This is a genomic window from Streptomyces sp. NPDC088097, assembly GCF_044741845.1.
GTDB lineage: Bacteria > Actinomycetota > Actinomycetes > Streptomycetales > Streptomycetaceae > Streptomyces.
Window position 1 is genome coordinate 422,840 of sequence record NZ_JBIUTJ010000004.1, and the last position, 21,870, is coordinate 444,709.

Genomic DNA, 21,870 nt, shown 5'->3' on the forward strand with positions numbered 1-21,870 from the left:
GGTGACCGCTGGTACTACGGGGGTTTTGCAGGGGTTCTGCGGGGGTTCTGCCAGGTGACGAGGACCGCGAGCGGTGCGGTACTGCGTGCTCCGGACGATGTGACTGGAAGTGTGACGTTCCCGTGTCACACCGCCCGGAAATCTTTGGGGGTGGGTCCGGGGGCCTCGCGGCCCCCGGACCACGCCGTCCTAGAGGGTGCCGGTGAGGGCTTCCGGACGGATCGGCGTCTTGTTGATCTCCAGACCGGTCGCCGCCCGGATGGCCGCGATGACGGCCGGGGTGGACGAGAGGGTCGGGGCCTCGCCCATGCCGCGCAGGCCGTACGGGGCCTTCGGGTCGGCGAGCTCCAGGACGTCGACCGGGATGGTCGGGGTGTCGAGGATGGTCGGGATCAGGTAGTCCGTGAAGGAGGGGTTGCGCACCTTCGCGGTCTTCGGGTCCACGATGATCTCTTCCATGATCGCGACGCCCAGGCCCTGGGTGGTACCACCCTGGATCTGGCCGACCACGGAGAGCATGTTCAGCGCCTTGCCGACGTCCTGGGCGGTCGCGAGCTCGACGACCTTGACGAGGCCGAGCTCGGTGTCCACCTCGACGACCGCGCGGTGCGCGGCGAAGGTGTACTGGACGTGACCGTTGCCCTGGCCGGTGACCAGGTCGAAGGGGACCGTCGGGTGGTGACGGTACTCAAGTTCGAGGTCGATCGCCTCGTCCTCGAGGATCTCGGCGATGTCCGCGAGGACCTCGCCGCCGTCGGTGACGATCTTGCCGCCTTCGAGCACCAGCTCCGCGGTGGCCCACGCCGGGTGGTACGAGCCGTTCTTGCGACGGCCGATCTCCAGGAGGGCCTCGCGGACCGCCTCACAGGTGTTCTTCACGGCGCCACCGGTCATGTACGTCTGCCGGGAGGCGGACGTGGAACCGGCGGAGCCGACCTGCGTGTCGGCCGGGTGGATGGTCACCTGCGTGACACCCAGCTCGGTACGGGCGATCTGCGCGTGGACGGTGATGCCGCCCTGACCGACCTCCGCCATGGCCGTGTGGACCATCGCGACGGCCTCGCCGTTGATGACCTCGAGCCGCACGCGGGCGGTCGAGTAGTCGTCGAAGCCCTCGGAGAAGCCGACGTTCTTGATGCCGACCGCGTAGCCGACGCCGCGGACGACGCCCTCACCGTGGGTGGTGTTGGAGAGGCCACCGGGCAGCGCGCGGACATCCGCGCCCTCGCCAGCGGTCTCCCACTGACGCTCGGGCGGCAGCGGACGGGCCTTGACCCGGCGCAGCAGCTCGGCGACGGGCGCCGGAGCGTCCACGACCTGGCCCGTGGGCATGACCGTGCCCATCTCCATGGCGTTCAGCTGACGGAACTCGACCGGGTCCATGCCCAGCTTCGCCGCGAGCTTGTCCATCTGGGCCTCGTAGGCGAAGCAGGCCTGGACGGCGCCGAAGCCGCGCATCGCGCCACAGGGCGGGTTGTTCGTGTAGAGCGCGATCGCCTCGATGTCCACGTCCTCCAGGACGTACGGACCGACCGAGAGCGAGGAGGCGTTGCCCACGACCGCCGGGGAAGCGGACGCGTACGCGCCGCCGTCCAGGACGATCTTGCACTTCATGTGCGTGAGCTTGCCGTCCTTGGTGGCGCCGTGCTCGTAGTAGAGCTTTGCCGGGTGACGGTGCACGTGGCCGAAGAACGACTCGAAGCGGTTGTAGACGATCTTGACCGGCTTGTTCGTGGCCAGGGCCAGGAGGCAGGCGTGGATCTGCATCGAGATGTCCTCGCGACCACCGAAGGCACCGCCGACGCCCGAGAGCGTCATGCGGACCTTCTCCGGCGGAAGGCCCAGGACCGGGGCGATCTGCTGGAGGTCCGAGTGCAACCACTGGGTGGCGACGTACAGCTCGACGCCGCCGTCCTCGGACGGCACGGCCAGGCCGGACTCCGGGCCGAGGAAGGCCTGGTCCTGCATGCCGAAGGTGTACTCACCCTTGACGATGACGTCGGCGCGCTTGCGGGCCTCTTCCACGTTGCCGCGGAGGATCGGCTGGCGGTGCACGATGTTCGGGTGCGGGACGTGACCGATGTGGTGGTCGTCGCGGCCCTCGTGGATCAGCGGCGCGTCCGGGGCGGTGGCCGAGGCCTCGTCCGTGACGAGCGGCAGCTCGCGGTAGTCGATCTTGATCTTGGCGGCCGCGCGGCGGGCGGTCTCCGGGTGGTCGGCGGCCACGAGGGCGACCGGCTCACCGTGGTGACGTACCCGGCCGTTGGCGAGAACCGGGGTGTCCTGGATCTCCAGGCCGTAGTTCTTCATCTCGGCGGGCAGGTCGTCGTACGTCAGCACCGAGTAGACGCCGGGCATGGCGAGCGCCTCGGAGATGTCGATGGAGACGATCTCGGCGTGGGCGACGGTGCTGCGCAGGGTCTGACCCCAGAGCATGTCCTCGTGCCACATGTCCGAGGAGTACGCGAACTCGCCGGTGACCTTGAGGGTGCCGTCCGGGCGGAGCGTGGACTCGCCGATGCCGCCCTTGGTGTGCTTCTGGCTGACGTTCGTCGGTGCGCCTGCGGGCACGGTGCGGGTGTTCTGAGCCATGGTCAGACCGCCTCTCCCTGACGGGCGGCCGCGAGGCGGACCGCGTCGAGGATCTTCTCGTAGCCCGTGCAGCGGCAGAGGTTGCCGGACAGGGCCTCACGGATGTCCTGGTCGGACGGGTCGGAGTTCTCCTCCAGGAGCGCGTCCGCCTGGACGAGCAGACCCGGGGTGCAGAAACCGCACTGGACGGCTCCGGCGTCGATGAACGCCTGCTGGATGTTGGAGAGCTCGATGCCCTCACCGGTCTGGGAGTCGCCGGGCTTGGCGGCCCAGCGCTTGGCCTCGTCGGTGGTGACGCCCTTGCCGCCACAGCCGCCGCCGGTGCCGCAGGCACCGCCGTGGCCGTGCTCCGCGCGCTGCTTGGCGAAGTCCGCCAGGCCCTCGACGGTCACGACGTCGCGGCCCTGGACCTGACCGGCCGCGACCAGACAGGAACAGACCGGCACGCCGTCGAGACGGACGGTGCAGGAACCGCACTCGCCCTGCTCACAGGCGTTCTTCGAACCCGGCAGGCCCATGCGCTCGCGCAGGACGTACAGGAGGGACTCGCCCTCCCAGACGTCGTCGGCTTCCTGGGGACGACCGTTGACAGTGAAATTGACGCGCATGGTTACGCAGCCCCTTCAAGCGAGCGGCCGTTCGTGCCGCGGTACTGCTCCCACGTCCAGACGAGCTGACGGCGAGCCATGATGCCTACCGCGTGGCGGCGGTACTTCGCCGTGCCGCGGACGTCGTCGATCGGGTTGGCCGCGCCGGTGGCGAGCTCCCCGAACTGCTTGGCGATCGACGGCGTGATGACCTTGCCGGACTCCCAGAAGCCACCCTCTTCGAGCGCGGCGTTCAGGAACTCTTCGGCGGCCTTCGCGCGGATCGGGGTCGGCGCTGCCGAACCGATGCCGGTACGGACCGTCCGGGTGTCGGGGTGCAGGGCCAGGCCGAAGGCGCACACCGCGATGACCATCGCGTTGCGCGAGCCCACCTTGGAGTACTGCTGGGGGCCCGAGGCGTTCTTGATGTGGACCGACTTGATGAGCTCGTCGGCGGCGAGCGCGTTGCGCTTGACGCCGGTGTAGAACTCGTCGATCGGGATCAGGCGCGTGCCGCGGACGGACTCGACCTCGACCTCGGCGCCTGCGGCGAGGAGGGCGGGGTGGGAGTCACCGGCGGGCGAGGCGCAACCGAGGTTGCCGCCGACACCACCGCGGTTGCGGATCTGCGGGGACGCGACCGTGTGCGAGGCGAGCGCGAGCCCGGGCAGCGTACCGCGCAGGTTCTCCATGATCTGGGTGTACGGAACGGAGGCGCCCAGCTTGGTGACCTCCTCGCCTACCTCCCACTCCCGCAGCAGACCGATGCGGTTGAGGTCGAGGAGGTACTCCGGACGGCGGTGGTCGAAATTGATCTCGACCATGATGTCGGTGCCACCCGCAATCGGCACAGCTGTGGGGTACTCGGCCTTAGCGGCGAGCGCCTCCTCCCAGCTGGCGGGGCGAAGGAAGTCCATGTGCGGCTCTCTTCTTCTTCTTAATCGGGTCGTTCACTTCAAGCCAGGAGGCCGAAGGGCCCTCGACTGGTCGTTCACGTGCTGTTAATGCGGTGTGGAGTCAGTACACAAGCCACGTGTCCTCCGGGTGCAGTCACCGAAACCATGAAGGAGTTGGCTGGCATCCTCCCTCGTCTTGTAGATTCGTATGAATGGCAGGATGCGACGACCTGCCCGATTTCCAACGGCAACATCGAGACAGATCGGCGGCGACATCATGCGGCTGCGCGCACTGCTGGAAACCGAGGCGCTGGGGCTGCGGCTGCTGGGCGGCGAGGATGAGCTCGACCGTACGGTCCGCGGGGTCATGACCACCGACCTCAGGGACCCCAGCCGATACCTCTCCGGAGGTGAGCTGGTCCTCACTGGCCTGGCATGGCGAAGAAATTCAGCCGATTCCGAGCCGTTCGTACGAATCCTCGCGAGCGCGGGGGTCGCCGGGCTCGCGGCGGGCGAGGCCGAGCTGGGCGACATCCCCGACGACATCGTTTCAGCCTGTCGGCGCAACCGGCTGCCGCTGTTCGCCGTCAACGAGGACGTTGCATTCGCCACCATCACCGAGTACGTGGTGCGGCAGGTCTCCGGCGAGCGCGCCGGGGACCTCGCGGCCGTCGTCGACCGGCACCGCCGGCTGATGACCTCGGGCCCCGCGGGCGGCGGACCCGACGTGGTGCTGGATCTGCTCACCACCGACCTCGATCTGCGGGCCTGGGTGCTCTCGCCCACCGGCCGCCAGATCGCCGGGGCGGGCGAACCGCTGGCCCCGGGGGTCTGCGCAGCGCTGGCGAGCGAACACCTCGCGGCGGTCCGGACAGGCCGCAGGGGCCCTCACCGGATGTCCATCCAGGGTATTACCTACTCCCTGTTCCCGATCAGGGGACACGGCCGCGGACCGGGTCCCGGTGCGCGGGACGTCCGCGAGAGCGTCCTGTCGGACTGGCTGCTGGCCGTCGAGGCCGACGCGGGCGACTGGCCCGCCGAGCGGCTGGACCTGCTCCAGGGCGTCACCCAGCTCATCGCCGTCGAGCGGGACCGCCGTGACGGGGCGCGCACGGTGCGCCGCCGGCTGGCACAGGAGGTCCTCGAACTGGTCCAGACGGGCGCCGCGCCCGCCGAGATCGCCGCCCGCCTGCGGGTCGCGGCCCCGGTGCTGCTGCCCGGACTGGGCGGCGCCCCGCACTGGCAGGTCGTCGTGGCGCGGGTGGACTGGGACGGCGGGGACATCGCCGGCGGCCCGGTGGCCCAGTCGCTGCTGGAGGAGATCCTGGTCGACCCCTCGATGGCCGGTCCGGAGCCCTCCGACCGGATCGCGGTGGCCCACGCCGGCGACGAGGCCATCGCCCTGGTGCCCCTGCCCGCCCCCGCGGGCGAGCCCGGCGAGGAGAAGGGCCCGGACACCGCCCTGCACGCCGACGCGCTCCTGGCGGCCGTGCGCGAGCCCCTGGCGGCCGGTCTGGCCGACGACGGGCGCCTGACGCTGGGCGTCAGCGCGGCCGTGCACTCCGCCGAGGGTCTGCGCGGGGCCCTGGAGGAGGCCCGGCACGCCCGCCGGGTCGCCGCGGCCCGCCCGGGCCGCGTCTGCGCCGCGGGCCACCACGAGCTGGCCTCGCACGTGCTGCTGCTGCCGTTCGTGCCGGACGACGTGCGCCGCGCCTTCACGGCCCGCCTGCTGGACCCGCTGCGCGACTACGACCGCCGCCACCGCGCGGAGCTGATCCCCACCCTGGAGGCCTTCCTCGACTGCGACGGGTCCTGGACCCGCTGTGCGACCCGGTTGCACCTCCACGTCAACACGCTGCGGTACCGGGTCGGGCGAATCGAGCAGCTGACGGGGCGCGATCTTTCCCGGCTGGAGGACAAGCTCGACTTCTTCCTCGCCCTGCGCATGAGCTGAGCGAACACCCTCCCCGGGGGCCGGAAGGGCGGCTGACGCCGCGTCCGGACTTTGTGAAAGAGTTCACCCGACCCCTTGGCCGATGCGGCAGATCCGTGCTCTCATTTCGCCCCAGGGCTCAACGACGTGCTGCTTGGTTGCTTCGGGGAGGGCAATGTGGCGGATACCGCCATGTCCGGTGCGGGATCGACGGGGGGCGACGACCCCCTCCAGCGGGCGATATGGCGGCTGCGTTCGCGCGGCTGTTGGACGGACGCCGCGGCGCTGCTGACGCCGCACGCGCACAACGCCGGGGCCGCCGTGCAACGGGCCGCGCTCCTGGTGGAACGGTGTCTGTTCACCGGCCAGGGCTGGGCCGAGGCCGAGGACGCCCTGCGGGTGGCCGAGGCGGTGGCCCGGGACGACGACGAACGGGGAGCGGCCGCCTGCGAGCGCGGCCAGCTCGCCTACGCCTCCACCGTGCTCGGGGTGCACGACCGGGCCGACGAGGCCCGCTCCGCGCTGGGCCGGGCGGCGGCGCTGCTGTCCCCGGGGTCGCGGACCCGGCCGCTGCTGGACTTCCGCCGGGGCCTGGTCGCCGAGCACCTGGCGGACGCCCCGGACGCCGCCCGACCGGCCTACCACCGCGCCCACGCGGGGGCGGAGGCCCACGGGGACACCCTGCTGCTGTCGTTCACCTGGCGCCACCTGGCGGCGCTGGCGCTGCGCGACGGGGAGGTGGCGGAGGCCCGCAAGGGGTTCGCCGAGTCCCTGCGGATCCGCGAGGACCTGGGCTTCCTGGTCGGCACGGCCCCCGCGCTCGCGGCCCTGGCCGAGGCCGAGCCGGAGCACGAGGCCGCCCGGCTGCGCGCCGAGGCCCGACGCCTGTTCCACCTGCTGGGCGGCATCCCGACCTGGCTGGCGGAGCAGTTGCGGCCCGCTCCCGCCTGATCCCGGACGGGGCGGGCGCCCTCAGCCGGCGGAGCCCGCGAAGTGCTCCCGTACGAGTGACTCCACCACGGGGAGGTCCCGGGCGATCAGGGCCTCCAGCAGGGCCGAGTGCTCGGCCGCGTCGGCCACCAGGTCGGCGCGGCGCACCCGGGGAGCGCCCGGCAGGGGCCATTGGGCCCGGCGGTGCAGTTCCTCGGCGATCCGCACCAGCTCGGCGTTGTCCGCGAGGCGGAGCACCGCCCGGTGGAAGGCGCGGTCGGCGTCCGCGTAGCCCGGCAGGTCGCCCGCCGCGGCCGCCTCGGCGGTGGCCCGGGCCGCCGGCAGCAGCGATTCCCAGGTGGCGGCCGGTACGGTGCGGGCCAGTCGGAGCATCACCGGCACCTCGATCAGCGCCCGGACCTCGGCCAGCTCCGCCAGGGCGCGCGGGGTGCCGGCCAGGACGCGGAAGCCCCGGTTGGGCAGGCACTCCACCGCCCCCTCCAGCGCCAGCTGCTGCATCGCCTCGCGCACGGGGGTCGCGGAGACCCCGAAGCGTTCGCCGAGGGCGGGGCCGGAGTAGATCTCCCCCGGTACGAGTTCACCGTCGACGAGGGCCGCCCGCAGGGCGTCGAGGATCTGCCCGCGCACCGAGTGACGCAGGACTTTCTGTGCCGGTACCAGTGGCTTCTCCGACACCCGGGGCTGGGCCGCTTCGCGCACTCGGTCCTCCTCCAGGTCTAGACCGATACCGAGGATAAGTGACGACCCCGCACGCGTCGTGGGGCACGGGGGTGCGAAATTCTGGAGTTCGGGTAAGGTAAGGCTAACCTTTCAACGATCGGCGAATCGGTGATCCTCCATGCCCGGCACGGCTGTTGACGTCCTGCTCCCGCCCGCGCCCGCCCCGGACGGCTCTCCGGTGACGGAGGCGTACGGCCGACTGACGGCCGCCTACCCCGGCCTGCGGATCGAAGAGCGCGGCGCGCACGACCCCCTCCCTCGCGGTGTGGGATGGGTCGGCGCGGACGAGCTCGCCGCGGGCGGGGAGGCCCTCGAAGCCCACCTCGCCTGGGACGCGGCCCAGGTGGTGCGCGACTACGGCCGCCCCGCGCGGCCCGACGTGGTGGCCGGCTTCGGCCTGCACCGCTACGCCTGGCTCGCCTGCCTGCTGATCACGGTCCCCTGGTTCCTGGAGCGTCGGGTGCCCCGACTTCCGGTGGACGCGGTGTCCTTCCACCGGACCTCGGGGCGAATGTCCGTACGCGTCGAGGAGTTCGCCTGCCTGCCGGACGATCCGGCGGCCTCCCTGCCCGGGGCGTGGGTCGTCCCCGACGAGGAGGCGCTGCGCGAGGAGGTGCGGGCTGCGGTGGCCCGGCACCTCGGACCACTGCTGGAGGGGTTCGCCCCGCGTCTGCGGCGCGGCCGGCGGGGCCTGTGGGCGATGGCCACGGACGAGGTGACCGACGGGCTCTGGTACCTGGGGAGCCTGTTGGGCGAGGAGCGGCGCGCTCTCGACGAACTGGAGGCGTTGCTGCCCGGCGGGACCGCCCCCTACACCGGCGGCGCCGCCTTCCGCACCCTGCGCGCCCCCGACGGGGCGGAGCTGACGACCCGCGACCGGGCCGGCTGCTGCTTCTTCTACACGATCCGCCCGGAGGACACCTGCACGACCTGCCCGCGCACTTGCGACGCCGACCGCGTCGCCCGACTGACGGCGGAGGCCGCCGCCGGCTGAACCCACTCGTGCGGATGAAGTGGAATCGAACTCAACCCCAAGGAAACGCAAGGGAGTTCGAGACACAACACCCTATCCGACGGGCCCCGCCCCCCGATGGCGTCCACTTGCCCCGAAAACCGCGTGCACCACGGACCGGCTGCGCCACTATGGCGCCCGGAAGGCCGCATACGCGAGGCAAGGGACATCCGCATGAGACTGACCGACATATCGCTGGACTGGCTGCTGCCCGGCAGCCTGTTGATCCTGGGCGTACTTGCGGCAGTGGCGGTACTGGCCCGGGGCAAGCGGGAGGGCGAGAAGGCCGCGGCCGAGGACAGTTGGGAACGCAGCGAGGAGAGGCGCCGGCGCAAGGAGGCCGTCTACGGCACCGCCTCGTACGTCCTGCTCTTCTGCTGCGCGGCGGTGGCGGCCGCCCTGTCCTTCCACGGGCTGGTCGGCTTCGGCCGGCAGAACCTGAACCTCTCGGGCGGCTGGGAGTACCTGGTCCCCTTCGGGCTCGACGGCGCCGCCATGTTCTGCTCGGTGCTCGCCGTCCGCGAGGCCAGCCACGGCGACGCGGCCCTGGGCTCGCGCATGCTCGTCTGGCTGTTCGCGGGCGCGGCCGCCTGGTTCAACTGGGTCCACGCGCCGCGCGGGATCGGGCACGACGGGGCCCCGCAGTTCTTCTCCGGGATGTCGCTCTCGGCGGCCGTGCTCTTCGACCGGGCCCTCAAGCAGACCCGCCGGGCCGCGCTGCGCGAGCAGGGCCTGATCCCGAGGCCGCTGCCGCAGATCCGCATGGTCCGCTGGATGCGCGCGCCCCGGGAGACCTTCGGCGCGTGGTCACTGATGCTGCTGGAGGGCGTGCGCACCCTCGACGAGGCCGTGGACGAGGTGCGCGAGGACAAGAAGGAGAAGGAGAACGACCGTCACCGCAGGCGGGACCAACACCGCTTGGACCGGGCGCACATCAAGGCGATCGGTCGCCAGAACAGGGCGTTCGGACGGGCCCGGTCCCGCCAGGTCGACGTGCCGGGGCTGGCCCCCGGATCGGGTTCCGCGCCGGTCGGCGCGGAACCGGCCATACCGGGAGCGGGACAGCTGCCCCACCTCTCCCAGCTGCCCCTGGCGGGCACGCCGGGAAGGCCCTCCCTGCAAGCGGTGAACGGAAGTGACTCCCTCGACCCCTCCGACCCGCGGAAGGTGGACCTCACCGCCGAGGACGACACCCAGACCATCCCCCGACTCGATTCCCTGGAGCGCAAACTGAAGGACCTGGAGCAGCAGTTCGGCTGAGGCGCCACCGGGGGGCTTCGTCCGGTCAGTCCGCGTCGTCCGCGACGAGTTCGAACCAGACCACCTTGCCCCCGCCCAGCGCCGGCACGTCCACGCCCCAGCTCGCGGCGAGCGCCTGCACCAGGACCAGCCCCCGCCCGTGCGTACCGTCGTCGGCGGACGGTACGTGCGGGCTCGGGAGCCGGTTGGTGTAGTCGCGGACCTCGACCCGTAACCGGGTGGCCCCCATGCGGGCCCGGACCTCGGCGCCCTGAGGGGTATGGACGAGGGCGTTGGTGACGAGTTCGGTGATCAGCAGCTCGGCCACCGCGGCGGTGTCCGTCTCGCAGCGGTGCCGCAGCAGCTCCCGCAGGGCCCTGCGGACCTCTCCCACCGCTTTCAGGTCCGCCCGGCGCACGCTGCGCCGGATCTCCCGCTCGTCCACCGCCGCCTCCCTGCCGGGGTCGGACGGCTCCCGCGGTACGGGCATTCCCCTGCGCCACGGCTTTCCGGTCTTCGCCCCCACCGGCACGGCGATGTACCTCCCACGCTCCGAAGTGCTCGAACTGGCCTACGGAATGCATGCCCTCCGGAACGGTCCGCACTCATTCGGGCTCACGGGCGGGGCACGTTGCGCAGGTTGGATCGAGCCATTTGAAGCATCCGACCCACCCCTCCGTCGAGCACGATCTTGCTGGCGGATAGTGCGAAACCGGTCACCATGTCCGCACTGATCCTCGGCGGAATCGACAGGGCGTTGGGGTCGGTCACCACATCCACCAGGGCCGGCCCCTTGTGCCGGAAAGCGTCCCTCAAAGCCCCTGTGAGCTGCTTGGGCTTCTCCACCCGCACCCCGAAGGCACCGGCGGCGCGGGCAATGGCGGAGAAATCCGGGTTCCGGTTCGTCGTTCCGTATGACGGGAGGCCGGAAACCAACATTTCCAGCTCCACCATTCCCAGGGCGGAGTTGTTGAACAGGACCACTTTGACGGGCAGGTCGTACTGCACCAGGGTGAGGAAATCTCCCATCAGCATCGAGAAGCCACCGTCACCGGACATCGACACCACTTGACGTCCGCGATCCGTGAACTGTGCGCCGATGGCCTGGGGAAGGGCGTTGGCCATGGAGCCGTGGCTGAAGGAGCCGATGATGCGGCGCTTGCCGTTCGGGGAAAGATAGCGCGCAGCCCAGACGTTGCACATGCCTGTATCCACGGTGAACACCGCGTCTTCGTCGGCGAGTTCGTCGAGGACGGAGGCAACGTACTCGGGATGGATCGGCGTGTGCTTCTCCACCTTGCGGGTGTAGGCCTTCACCACCCCTTCCAGCGCGTCCGCGTGCTTCTTGAGCATCCGGTCGAGGAAGCGGCGGTCCGACTTGACCCTGACCCGCGTGTTCAGCGCGCGCAGGGTCTCGCGTACGTCACCCCAGACGGCGAGGTCCAACTGGGATCGGCGGCCCAGGTGTTCCGGACGGATGTCCACCTGGACGATCTTCACGTCGTCGGGGAGGAAGGCGTTGTAGGGGAAGTCGGTGCCGAGGAGAATCAGCAGGTCGCACTCGTGGGTGGCCTCGTAGGCCGCGCCGTAGCCGAGCAGTCCGCTCATGCCCACGTCGTACGGATTGTCGTACTGGATCCACTCCTTGCCGCGCAGCGCGTGTCCTACGGGGGCCTTGACCCGGCCCGCGAACTCCATCACCTCGGCGTGCGCGCCGGCCGTGCCGCTTCCGCAGAACAGGGTGACCCGCTCCGCCTCGTCGATGAGCCGGACCAGCTTCTCGATCTCCCCCTCGCCGGGGCGCACGGTGGGCCGAGCCGTCACGAGGGCGTGCTCGATGCTCTTCTCCGGGGCCGGGAGGGAGGCGATGTCGCCGGGCAGGGCGACCACGCCGACGCCGCTGCGGCCGATGGCGTGCTGGATGGCGCTCTGGAGCACCCGGGGCATCTGCTTCGGGTTGGAGATCAGCTCGCAGTAGTGGCTGCACTCGGTGAACAGCCGGTCGGGGTGGGTCTCCTGGAAGTAGCCGAGGCCGATCTCCGCGGAAGGGATGTGCGAGGCGAGGGCGAGGACGGGGGCCATGGAGCGGTGGGCGTCGTAGAGCCCGTTGATCAGGTGCAGGTTGCCGGGGCCGCAGGAACCGGCGCAGGCGGCGAGCCTGCCGGTGATCTGGGCCTCAGCGCCCGCCGCGAAGGCGGCCGTCTCCTCGTGCCGCACCTGGACCCATTCGATGTCGCCGGTCCGGCGGATCGCGTCGACCACCGGGTTCAGGCTGTCGCCGACGACTCCGTACATCCTGCGCACGCCCGCGCGCACGAGGATGTCCACGAACTGCTCCGCCACGTTCTTCTTCGCCATGGAGGGGGCGCCCTTTCCGGTCTCTCCGGTCTCTGCCGGTTCTCGCGAGCCGTGTCCGCCTCCCATCCACGCACGTTCCACCGCCTCCCGCCTCCCGGGGCCTGCCGGTCGGGGGCGTGCGGGAGGGCACGCCCTACGCTTCCCAGATCGCGGCCGCCGTCCGGTCGTCGGCGTAGCCCTTGAGGCGGAGCTGGGTGTCGGCGAGGAAGGCCGCGAGGCCGGGCGGCTCCCCGTCCGACCAGCGGGCGGCCAGCTCGGCCGGAAGGACGCTCTCCTCGCGCAGGGGCTCCGCGAGGCCGCCGGAGCACAGCAGCAGGGTGTCGCCGGGGCGGGCGACGGCGGCCCGGAAGCGGAAGCCGCCCGCGCCGCCCTCGTCTCCCGTGGGGGGTTCGTCGGGCTCCAGGTCCTGCCAGTGGCCCGCGCGGAGCCGGAAGAGCCCGCCGGCGCCGGCGCCGAAGCAGATCCGGTTCGCGCACAGGGGGTCCAGCGGGAGCAGCAGTGCGCGCAGCCCGGCGGTGTACGCCTCCTCGGCGAGGCCCAGCTCGGCGGCGCGGGCCCGCAGCCTGCCGTAGCCCCGGTCGGTGAGGCGCTGGAGCCCCGACAGGAGGGCCTCGCGGCGTCCGCCCCGGATGTCGTCGGCGAGGCGCTCGCGGCTGCGCCCGACGGCCGCCGCGACGCAGTGCCCCAGGTCCGCGGCGGCCTCGCGGGCGCCGGGGGCGGCTCGGTCCCCGCCGGCCAGCACCACCAGGAGCAGGCCGTCGTCGCCGCTTCCGAAGCGGGCGGTGAGCAGGAAGTCCCGGCGGGCCTCGCCCCGGAAGCGGGCGGAGTCCCCGCGCACGGAGGCGGCGCGCAGGGTGTAGGTGCCGTAGCGGGCCCCTTCGAGGGCGGTGTCGGGGGTGAGGAAGCCCAGCGCGGCCGGGTCGGCGGCGGGGAGCGCTTCCGGTTCGGCGGCGTAGGTGGGGGCGCGGTCGCCGAGGTGTCGGACGGCGGGCCGTTCGGGCCGGGTCGACGCCGGTTCGGGAGGCTCGGGGGGCGCGGGGGGTGCGGGGCTCGCCTCGGGTGCCGGTACGGGTGGTGGCGCGGCGGGTGCCGGCACGGGCGGGTCGGGCGGTCCGGCGGGCTCGGCCGGCGGTACCGGGGGCACGGTGAGGCTCCCCCGGGCGTACCCGGTCTCCCCGCCCACCCGCGGATCACGCGGCTCGGCGTCGAACGCCTCCCTCGACGGGGACCCCTGCGGCCCCGCGCCCGGCGGCAGCCCGCGCCCGGGGCCGCCCGCGGGCCGCGTGTCCGGCCGGGAGTCCGTGTCCGGCCAGGACTCGGGCAACGCCTCGGGCCGCGCCCCGGGCGGGGTCTCGAAGCGGGCCCCCGGAGCGGCGCGCGGCCAGGACTCCGGCAGCGCCTCGGGGCGCGGGGCCGGCGGGAGCCCGGCGCGAAGACCCTGCGGGGGCTGCACGCGCGGGACGTGCGGGGGCTCGGCGCCGGGGTCCGGCGCGGGCCCGGGCGGGGTGCTCGGTACGGGTCCCGGCGAGGTGCTCGGTACGGGCCCGGGCGGGGTCGTCGGCGGCGGTGCGGGGTCGGGCCAGGATTCCGGGAGGGCCTCCGACCGCATCCCGGGCAGGATCGCGGGCCGGCGCTCCGGCGGGGCCGGGGTGGCGGGGGCGTCGGGAGTGGCCGGGGTGGCGGGGGTGTCCGACCTGGCCGGGGTGTCCGGTGGGGGTTGTGGGTCGCGCGGGCCCGGGATGGACCCCCCCGCCCGCGCCGCGGCCTCCGGGTCGGTCACGACCACCGCCGCCGAGCGGAAGCGTTGGTCCAGCGTGTCCCCCGGATCGGGCTCGGGTGCCGCCTCCGGGTCCTCGTAGAGCTTCTGCCACCAGTCCTGCGCGCCCCGCTGACTCATGCCCACATTGTCGGCCTCGACGGGCGGCGGAAAACCCCGAACGCGCGAAAAGGGCCCACCGGGCCGCCGCCCGGTGGACCCCTTCCGCATAACCCGAACGCTCTAGCGGACTTCGTACGCCCGCATGACCGTTTGGGTGACCGTGGCGCCGTTCGCGTCGGTCAGTTCGACCTTCAGCGAGACCGGCTTGCCGGAGGCTCCGGCATGGTTGACGACGGCGCTCCACCGGCCGCCGCTGCGGTCGACCGCAGCCTGCGTCCAGTTCTCACCGTCGTAGGAGTAGGACAGCTTCGCCGAGGTCAGCACGCCGGGGGTGTACCCCGCGTGCCCGGTGGCGGAGAGGCCGATGCGCTGCCCGTCGGTCGCCGCGACGGTCTTGAGACCGTCCGTCGGGGCCTCGTAGCGCGGGAAGAGCACCGGCAGGACCTGCGAGTACGCCGAGGGGTCGAGCTTCGAGGTGAATCCCCAGATGGTCCGCACGGCGCTGGAGCGCTGCCAGGTACGGGTGGGCGCGCCGATCTTCTCGATGCTCTGGACGAGTTCGTAACGGCCCTCCTCGGCCGGGACCTCGAACACCCCGGACGGGTACCAGCTCTCGCCGATGACCTCGCCGTCGCGCTTGAGCTGGAGCCCGCCGACGTCGCCGAAGCCGCCCGGCTGGGCGTAGTGCGAGCCGTCGCCCCACATGGCGGGGGCGAAGCCGATCAGGTTGCCCTGGCGTTCGGCGGCCAGGACCTCCTTGCCGGACCGGTCGCGCGGGGCGACCGGTGCGGTGATCCCGTCGTACCAACGGGCCGTGGTCCGCGAGCCCTTGGCGTAGGTGCGCTGCTCGCCCGTCATGAACTCCCCCCAGGGGAAGCTGCTGGACAGGGTCTGGTCCCAGGCGGTGTCGCCGGCGGTGTGGTACTCGGTGCGCGTGCCGGGCACGGCGACGGTCTCGATCCCGCCGAAGAACACGGCGGTGCCGATGGGGCGGTAGGCGCCCGCGAGGTCGACGAAGTCGGACGCCACGCCCATGGAGGTGTAGGTGGCCTCGACCTTCCCCAGGTCACGGTCGCGGACCCGGTAGGCGTGGTTTCCCTTGACCTGCCCGGTCTCGGGGAAGGCGAGGGAGTAGACGTACGGGCTGCGGGCGGTGCCCCTCCACTGGAGGGTGACCTTGCCCGAACCCAACTTCGCCAGAAGGGACTTGCCCTCGGCGGACTCGACCCCGAGGACCGGGACCGGGGCGCCGGCGAAGCCGGTGGAGGGGGTCCAGCGGCCGGGGGCCTCGCGGTAGCCGAGGACGGCCTTGGCGCCGGCCTTCTTCGCCTCTTCCGCGGCGTCCAGCAGGGAGCCGTCCTCGGTCCTCACCAGGACCACGGCGTCCTTGGCACCGGCGGCCGCCAGTTCCTCGGGGGTGCCGGAGCCCGCGTCGACCAGGGGCGCGGCGCCGTTGCCGTCGAGGTTGTCGCTGCCGGTGGAGGCGGTGACCGGGTGCAGGGCGGGGCCCCCGGCGACCTTCAGCTCGGAGAGCACGGGGGCAGCGGCCCGCCAGTAGCTGCCGAACTCGAACGTGCCGTCCTCGGCCCGGCCTTCGACGTCGGCGTAGTAGCCGCGGATGGAGCGCCCGCCCATCGCGGTGCCCGCGTGGAGCCAGACGTCGTCCCAGCCGCGGGCGAAGGCGAGGGTGGTGTTGCGGGCTTCGAGGGGTCGGTCGCCCTCGATGGTCAGGCGCCCGGCCTTGCGTGCGTCCAGGACGACGGTGGTGTCCTTCTTGATCTCGGTCTGCGGGCGGCCGAGGTAGGTGAGGGAGTCGGTCATCGTGGCGCCCTCGCCCGCGTCGGGGGTGCCGACGAACGCGGAGAGGAAGTAGGCGCCGGGACGGATCCGGTAGACCTGGTCGGCGGCTCCGTCGTTGAAGCGGCGCTCACCACTGGCGTCGTCGGTGCCGATGACGTCCAGGGAGGAGGGCCCGGCGGCCGGCTTGCCCGCGCGGTCGAGGAGCTTGACGCGCAGGGTGACGGTCTCGGGCTCGACGTAGAGGGAGAAGGGGGTGGAGACGCGGACCCCGTCGGCGGTGGCGACGACCCGGCCGGTGACGTCCCCGTACTGGGAGCGCCCCAGCTTCGCGGTCGGGTCCAGGGCGAGGGGCACCTTGACGGTGGCCCCGGCCGGGACGGTCACGGTGCGCCGGGCCGGCCGGGCGACCTGGCTGCGTACGGCCGAGCCGTCGTTGCCGGTGACCTTCTCCACGGAGAGGTTCAGCGTGACGGGCTTCGCGCCGGTGTTGGTGTAGGGGACCTCGACGCTCGTGCGGTCGCTGCGGTCCTGCGGCCAGTTGTAGGAGCCGCCCTGCACGGCGGGGGCGCCGGTGACGGTGGTGTCGATCGCGGCCTTGACGTCGAGGCGTCCGCCGCCGGTCTCGCGCACGTCCCCGGGGACGGCGGTCTGGGCGGAGGACACCAGGGCGGCCTTGATCTGCTGACCGGTCCATTCGGGGTGGCGCTGCTTGACGACGGCGGCGGCGCCGGCCACGTGCGGGGTGGCCATCGAGGTGCCGGACATGGACTGGTACGCGTACACCCCGCGCCCGCCCATGTTGGCGGCGGAGATCCCGACCCCGGGGGCGGTGATCTCGGGCTTGAGGGTGTGCGCGAGTCCGGCGGGCCCGCGGCTGGAGAAGACGGCGGTGGTGTCGTCACGGTCGACGGCGCCGACGGTCAGCACGCTGGGGGCGCACCCGGGCGAGGAGACGGTGTTTTTGCCGGGGCCGGAGTTGCCGGCGGCGATGACGAACAGCGGTCCCTGCCGGGAGAGTTGTTCGGCGGCTGCGGCGAGCGGGTCGTCGCAGGCGGTCTGCGAGGGGTCTCCGAGGCTCATGGAGACCACGTCCGCCTTGGACTCGACGGCCCACTCCATGCCGGCGATGATCCACGAGTCGAGGCCGTAGCCCTGGTCGTTGAGGACCTTGCCGCTGAGGAGTTCGGCGCCGGGGGCGACGCCCTTCTTCGCGCCGCCGCTCTCGGCCCCGGAGCCGCCGACGGTGGAGATCGTGTGCGTGCCGTGGCCCTGGCGGTCGGCGTCGGTGTCGGAGTCGGTGAAGTTCTTCGACGCCGAGACCCGGCCCTTGAGGTCGGGGTGCTCCAGGTCGGTGCCGGTGTCCAGGACGGCCACCTTGGCGCCCTTGCCGTCGTAGCCGGCGGCCCAGGCGGCGGGCGCGTTCACCTGCTTGGTGGAGCGCTCCAGATTGGCCTGCACCTTGCCGTCGAGCCACAGCTTCTTGAGCCCGCCGGTGGCCCGCGCGCGACCGCCCACCGTGACGGCCGCGGAGACGTCGGCCCAGAAGTCGGCCGCCCGTTCCTTGTCCGCGGCGAGCGCGACCGCGCCGATGGAGTCCAGGACCAGGGAGCGTTCCGCGCCGCGCGGGGTGGGCGGGGCGCTGCGCGCGACGTTCACGGAGCCGTCGTACACGGCGATGAGGGGGAGCTTCTTGGCGTGGGCGTCGTCGTAGCCCTGCCGGATGAGGCCGGTGACGTTGAAGAGTTCCGGGTCGACGGCGCCGGCGGCGAGGGCCTTGGCCGCGCTCTCGGGGTAGACGTAGAGGTCCTTGCCGCTCTGACGGGTCTGGACGACGGATTGCGCGCCGTTCTCGCGGGGCATCGCGGTGGCGGCGGTGCGTCCCGAGGCGTCGGTGGAGACCAGGATCCGGTCCCCGGTGACCAGGGTGACGGTGATCGGCCCGGTGGCCCCGGCGGCTCCGGCCGCACTGCCGACGAGCGGTCTCTTGTCGGGCCCCTTGTCGCTCGGCTGTGCCGTGGACGGGCCGACGGCGGTGACGGCGAGGACGGCCGCTGTGGCTGCCCCGAGTGCCGTGCGCGATATCGGGCGCATCGCTCTCCCCTGGTGAATTCCGGCCAACTGCTGCATTGCACGGCAAAGTTGCCGCTTTCATGGCTTCTGGCCGGCGGATGTTGGTGCTGCGGTGGCGTCACCTTGGCAGAGAGGCGGGAGGTGCGGTGATGATGTCCGCGGCGGGTTTGCGCCGTGGCCGCTTCCCGCCAGGAACGGCTCGGAGAATGAGGTGGACGGGTTGCTGGGTGCGATAGGCCTGGACGAGGGTCAGGAGTCGGCTTACCGCGCGCTGGTCGCGCTCGGCGCGGCGGAGGTGTCGGACCTCGCGCACCGGCTGACGCTGGCGGTGCCGCAGACCGAGCGGGCCCTGCGCCACCTGGAACGGCACGGTCTGGCCGCGCAGTCCTCGGCCCGCCCCGGGCGTTGGGTCGCGGCGCCGCCCGGAGTGGCCCTGGGGGCCCTCCTCACCCAGCAGCGGCACGAGCTGGAGCAGGCGGAACTGGCGGCGGCGCTGCTGGCCGAGGAGTACCGGGTGGAGGCCGCCGAGCCGGCGGTGCACGACCTGGTGGAGGTGGTCACGGGCGCGAGCGCGGTGGCGCACCGCTTCCACCAGCTCCAGCTGGGCGCCGTCGAGGAGGTGTGCGCCCTGGTCAGCGGGCGGCCTCAGGTGGTGACGGGGATGGAGAACGAGGCGGAGGAACGGGCCGCCGTACGGGGCGTCGCGTACCGGGTCGTCATCGAACGGGAGGTGCTCGCCCTGCCGACGGGCATCCGGGAGGCCTCGACGGCCCTGGCACGCGGGGAGCACATCCGGGTGACGGGCGAGGTGCCGACGAAGCTGGTGATCGCGGACGGGAACCTGGCCATGGTCCCGCTCACGGCCCGCGGCGCCGAACCGGCCGCGCTGGTGGTGCACGCCTCGGGTCTGTTGGAGTCCCTGCGGGGGCTGTTCGAGGCGGTGTGGCGGGAGTCCCTGCCGCTGCGGCTGGGCGCGACGGGGTACGCGGAGGAGGGGGACGGCGGCCCCGACACCACCGACCTGGAGATCCTCTCCCTCCTCCTGGCGGGGATGACGGACGCGAGCGTGGCCAAACACCTGGAGCTGGGCCTGCGGACGGTGCAGCGGCGGGTGAAGGGGCTGATGGAGCTGTCCGGGGTGACGACGCGTCTCCAGCTAGGCTGGCACGCGTACGAACGGGGCTGGGTGGCCCGGTAGCCCCTGGTCGGGCAGGCTGGGCAGATGGATCTGCCTCAGCTGCTCCTGGTGGGGCTGGTGCTGTCGCTCGGGGTGCTGGGCGTGATGGTGCCGGGTGTCCCGGGGACCTGGCTGGTCTGGGCGGGGATCCTGTGGTGGACCTTGCACGAGCGGTCCGCGACGGCGTGGGGGCTGCTGGCCGCGGTAACGGCGCTGCTGTTGGTGGTGCAGGTGGTGAAGGCGCTGCTCCCGCCGAGGCGGCTGCGCCCGGTGGGGGCCGATTCCCGCATGGCGGTGTACGCGGGCGCCGGCGCGCTCCTCGGCTTCGTCGTCCTGCCGGTGGTGGGGGCGGTCCCCGGTTTCGTGGGCGGCCTCTACCTGTGCGAGCGGCGCCGCCTGGGCACGGACGCCGAGGCAAGGGCCTCGGTGCGGGCGGTGATGCGGTCGGTGGGGACGAGCGTCCTGGTGGAGCTGTTCGCCTGCCTGGTGGTGGCGGCGGCCTGGCTGGGGGCGGTGCTGGCGGGGGGCTGAGGCCGGAAGTCCTCGGGCCGCGGCCCGATGCGACGGGCCCGTCCGGCCGGCAGCCTGGATCCCATGACGGACAAGAGCGCGCCGACGGAACACGGCACCTTCGAGGGCTTCGACGAGGCCGAACTCTCCTACCTGCGCTCCCAGCGGCTGGGCCGGCCGGCGACGGTGGATCCCTCGGGGCAGCCGCAGGCCAACCCGGTCGTCTTCTTCCCGCAGGACGACGGGACGATCCTGGTCGGCGGCCTGGCCATGGGCGCGTCCAAGAAGTGGCGCAACCTCGGGCACAACCCGCGGCTGGCCCTGGTGGTGGACGACGTGGTGAGCACGGTCCCGTGGCGGGTCCGCGGCATCGAGATCCGCGGCCACGCCACCCTGGAGACGGGCCCGCACTCCCTGGGCCCGCACTTCAGCCCGGAGGTGATCCGGATCCACCCGGAGCGGGTCCACACCTGGGGCCTGGAGGAGTGAGGGCGTTCCCGCTCCGGGGCGGTACGGCACACCCGTGCGGCCCCGGAGCGGACAACGGGCCCGGCCCCCGGCGGAGTTCGCCGGGGGCCGGGCGGTGCCGGGCCGCATCGGGGGGCGGCGTACGGCCCCCGGGACGGCGCGGCCGGGGTCAGACGCGGTCGCCGCGCTTGGCCGCGTGGTTGGCGCGCCCCTCGGCCGCCCGCAGGCGCCAGTCCCGACGGATCTCGGAGCGCATCCGGGCGTCCGTCTTGGCGACGATCCGCTGGTTCTCGCGCAGCAGCTTGCGGTAGCTGTCCAGCCGCCGGTCGGACAGTTCGCCCGTGGCCAGCGCCTCCAGGACCGCGCAGCCCGGCTCCGCCTCGTGGGCGCAGTCGTGGAAGCGGCACCGGGAGGCGTACTCCTCGATCTCGGAGAACACCTGCCCCACGCCCGCCTCTGCGTCGAAGAGGCCCACCCCGCGCAGTCCGGGGGTGTCGATCAGGACCCCGCCGCCCGGGAGGGCCAGCAGGTTGCGCGTGGTGGTGGTGTGGCGGCCCTTGCCGTCGACGTCACGGGCGGCCCGGACCTCCATGACCTCGGCCCCGAGCAGGGTGTTGGCCAGGGTGGACTTGCCGGCGCCGGAGGTGCCGAGCAGGACGCTCGTACCGCCGGCGACGACCGCTTCGAGCACGTCCGTGCCCTCCCCGGTGAGGGAGGAGACGGTGAGCACGGCGACGCCGGGGGCGGCCGTCTCGACGTCTTGAACCAGGTGGCCGAGGACGGCCGGGTCCGGGACCAGGTCCGCCTTGGTCAGGGCGACCACCGGCTGCGCACCGGATTCCCAGGCCAGCGCGAGGAAGCGTTCGATCCGACCGAGGTCGAGTTCGACGGCGAGGGAGACGGCGATGATCGCGTGGTCCACGTTGGCGGCGAGGATCTGCCCCTCGGAACGCTGCGAGGAGGTGGACCGCACGAAGGCGGTCCGACGCGGCAGGTACGCCTTGACGTAGCGGGGGTTGCCGGACGCCTCGACGGCCGCCCAGTCACCGGTGCAGATGACCCGGAGCGGGTCGTGCGGGGTGACGAAGGCGGTGTCGGCGCGGACGGTTCCGTCCGCGGTCAGCACGTCGCACTGGCCGCGGTCGACCCGGATCACCCGGCCGGGCAGGAGTCCCTGCGCGGCGTACGGGGCGAATTCGGCCTCCCACGCGTCGTCCCAGCCGAGGAAGGCGAGGGGGTGCGCGGCGAACGGGGAGGAAGGAGAGGTGGAGAAGGAGGAGGACGAGAGGGACAAGGGAAACCCTTCACAGGGTGGTCCCGGCGGCACGCGCACCCGCTCGACGGCGGCGCGCGGACAGGTCTGGGGTCAGCCGGAGACCACAGGGGTGGGAACGATGGTGAACTCCTGAATGCGGGCAACACCCGTCACGGTGACACTCATCAATGTCCTCACCTCCTGCGTACTCGACGAGCCGACGCGACTCTCTTCCGGAGGCGGCGGATCGCCGCGGGCCCGGAACACCGAAACGATAACCCGGTCCCCGCGGACGGCACCACCGGATTTCTTTCGGCCGCCCGGAGGGGAGGAAATCGGCCATCCTGAGGGGGCCGAAGGGGCGGGGCCGGCGCGCGCGATGTCCGTTTCCTTCAAGACCTCGGGCCGGGCCGGTGCATAGCC

16 protein-coding genes are annotated in these 21,870 nt (G+C 72.7%); 7 read left to right on the forward strand and 9 right to left on the reverse strand.

Annotation, left to right across the window (positions count from 1 at the left end; all coding sequences use genetic code 11):
• Nucleotides 1–189: 189 nt before the first annotated feature.
• From pucD to ACIOD1_RS15845, 3 genes are read right to left on the reverse strand one after another with little or no spacing between them, the layout of a single operon-like run.
• On the reverse strand, nucleotides 190–2,592 hold the full coding sequence (pucD, locus tag ACIOD1_RS15835; protein ID WP_365616772.1) for a xanthine dehydrogenase subunit D: 2,403 nt from the start codon (nucleotides 2,590–2,592) through the stop codon (nucleotides 190–192).
• Nucleotides 2,593–2,594: 2 nt separating this feature from the next.
• Complete coding sequence (locus ACIOD1_RS15840; RefSeq protein ID WP_365616770.1) at nucleotides 2,595–3,200, reverse strand: (2Fe-2S)-binding protein; 606 nt, start codon at nucleotides 3,198–3,200, stop codon at nucleotides 2,595–2,597.
• Between the two features lie 2 nt (nucleotides 3,201–3,202).
• Entirely contained in the window at nucleotides 3,203–4,096 is an 894-nt protein-coding gene (locus ACIOD1_RS15845) for a xanthine dehydrogenase family protein subunit M (RefSeq protein ID WP_365616768.1), read from the reverse strand.
• Between the two features lie 256 nt (nucleotides 4,097–4,352).
• Here ACIOD1_RS15845 and ACIOD1_RS15850 point away from each other — a divergent pair, with 256 nt between their 5' ends.
• Both ACIOD1_RS15850 and ACIOD1_RS15855 read left to right on the forward strand, forming a co-directional pair.
• The gene (locus tag ACIOD1_RS15850; RefSeq protein WP_365616766.1) at nucleotides 4,353–6,029 is read left to right on the forward strand and encodes a PucR family transcriptional regulator ligand-binding domain-containing protein; all 1,677 of its coding nucleotides are present in this window, start codon (nucleotides 4,353–4,355) and stop codon (nucleotides 6,027–6,029) included.
• 171 nt (nucleotides 6,030–6,200) lie between these two features.
• Complete coding sequence (locus tag ACIOD1_RS15855) at nucleotides 6,201–6,959, forward strand: hypothetical protein (RefSeq protein WP_365616878.1); 759 nt, start codon at nucleotides 6,201–6,203, stop codon at nucleotides 6,957–6,959.
• A gap of 21 nt (nucleotides 6,960–6,980) precedes the next feature.
• On the opposite strand, the gene ACIOD1_RS15860 is transcribed toward ACIOD1_RS15855, so the two are convergent.
• Nucleotides 6,981–7,658, reverse strand: coding sequence for a GntR family transcriptional regulator (locus tag ACIOD1_RS15860; RefSeq protein WP_401902741.1), 678 nt, complete (start codon nucleotides 7,656–7,658; stop codon nucleotides 6,981–6,983).
• 139 nt (nucleotides 7,659–7,797) lie between these two features.
• On the opposite strand from ACIOD1_RS15860, the gene ACIOD1_RS15865 reads away from it, so the two are divergent.
• Together ACIOD1_RS15865 and ACIOD1_RS15870 are read left to right on the forward strand one after the other, a co-directional pair.
• Nucleotides 7,798–8,673 carry a (2Fe-2S)-binding protein gene (locus ACIOD1_RS15865; RefSeq protein WP_365616764.1) on the forward strand — a complete coding sequence of 292 codons (876 nt, stop codon included), beginning with the start codon at nucleotides 7,798–7,800 and terminating at the stop codon, nucleotides 8,671–8,673.
• 192 nt (nucleotides 8,674–8,865) lie between these two features.
• Entirely contained in the window at nucleotides 8,866–9,951 is a 1,086-nt protein-coding gene (locus ACIOD1_RS15870; protein WP_365616762.1) for a DUF2637 domain-containing protein, read from the forward strand.
• Nucleotides 9,952–9,976: 25 nt separating this feature from the next.
• On the opposite strand, the gene ACIOD1_RS15875 is transcribed toward ACIOD1_RS15870, so the two are convergent.
• From ACIOD1_RS15875 to ACIOD1_RS15890, 4 genes are all read right to left on the reverse strand, one after another.
• Complete coding sequence (locus ACIOD1_RS15875; RefSeq protein ID WP_401902744.1) at nucleotides 9,977–10,420, reverse strand: ATP-binding protein; 444 nt, start codon at nucleotides 10,418–10,420, stop codon at nucleotides 9,977–9,979.
• A 125-nt stretch (nucleotides 10,421–10,545) separates the two neighbouring features.
• Complete coding sequence (locus tag ACIOD1_RS15880) at nucleotides 10,546–12,288, reverse strand: pyruvate dehydrogenase (RefSeq protein ID WP_365616760.1); 1,743 nt, start codon at nucleotides 12,286–12,288, stop codon at nucleotides 10,546–10,548.
• A gap of 133 nt (nucleotides 12,289–12,421) precedes the next feature.
• Entirely contained in the window at nucleotides 12,422–14,185 is a 1,764-nt protein-coding gene (locus ACIOD1_RS15885) for a hypothetical protein (RefSeq protein ID WP_365616758.1), read from the reverse strand.
• 102 nt (nucleotides 14,186–14,287) lie between these two features.
• Nucleotides 14,288–18,058: a S8 family peptidase gene (locus ACIOD1_RS15890; protein ID WP_401902747.1), complete on the reverse strand. Its 3,771-nt coding sequence runs from the start codon at nucleotides 18,056–18,058 to the stop codon at nucleotides 14,288–14,290.
• Nucleotides 18,059–18,257: 199 nt separating this feature from the next.
• Between ACIOD1_RS15890 and ACIOD1_RS15895 the strand changes: the two genes are divergently transcribed.
• From ACIOD1_RS15895 to ACIOD1_RS15905, 3 genes are all read left to right on the forward strand, one after another.
• Nucleotides 18,258–19,235 carry a helix-turn-helix domain-containing protein gene (locus ACIOD1_RS15895; protein WP_365616754.1) on the forward strand — a complete coding sequence of 326 codons (978 nt, stop codon included), beginning with the start codon at nucleotides 18,258–18,260 and terminating at the stop codon, nucleotides 19,233–19,235.
• A gap of 24 nt (nucleotides 19,236–19,259) precedes the next feature.
• Nucleotides 19,260–19,745, forward strand: a complete 486-nt coding sequence (locus ACIOD1_RS15900) for a DUF456 domain-containing protein (protein ID WP_365616752.1) — start codon at nucleotides 19,260–19,262, stop codon at nucleotides 19,743–19,745.
• Nucleotides 19,746–19,808: 63 nt separating this feature from the next.
• Complete coding sequence (locus tag ACIOD1_RS15905; RefSeq protein WP_365616750.1) at nucleotides 19,809–20,213, forward strand: PPOX class F420-dependent oxidoreductase; 405 nt, start codon at nucleotides 19,809–19,811, stop codon at nucleotides 20,211–20,213.
• 148 nt (nucleotides 20,214–20,361) lie between these two features.
• On the opposite strand, the gene rsgA is transcribed toward ACIOD1_RS15905, so the two are convergent.
• On the reverse strand, nucleotides 20,362–21,486 hold the full coding sequence (gene rsgA, locus ACIOD1_RS15910) for a ribosome small subunit-dependent GTPase A (RefSeq protein ID WP_401902749.1): 1,125 nt from the start codon (nucleotides 21,484–21,486) through the stop codon (nucleotides 20,362–20,364).
• Nucleotides 21,487–21,870 lie beyond the last annotated feature (384 nt).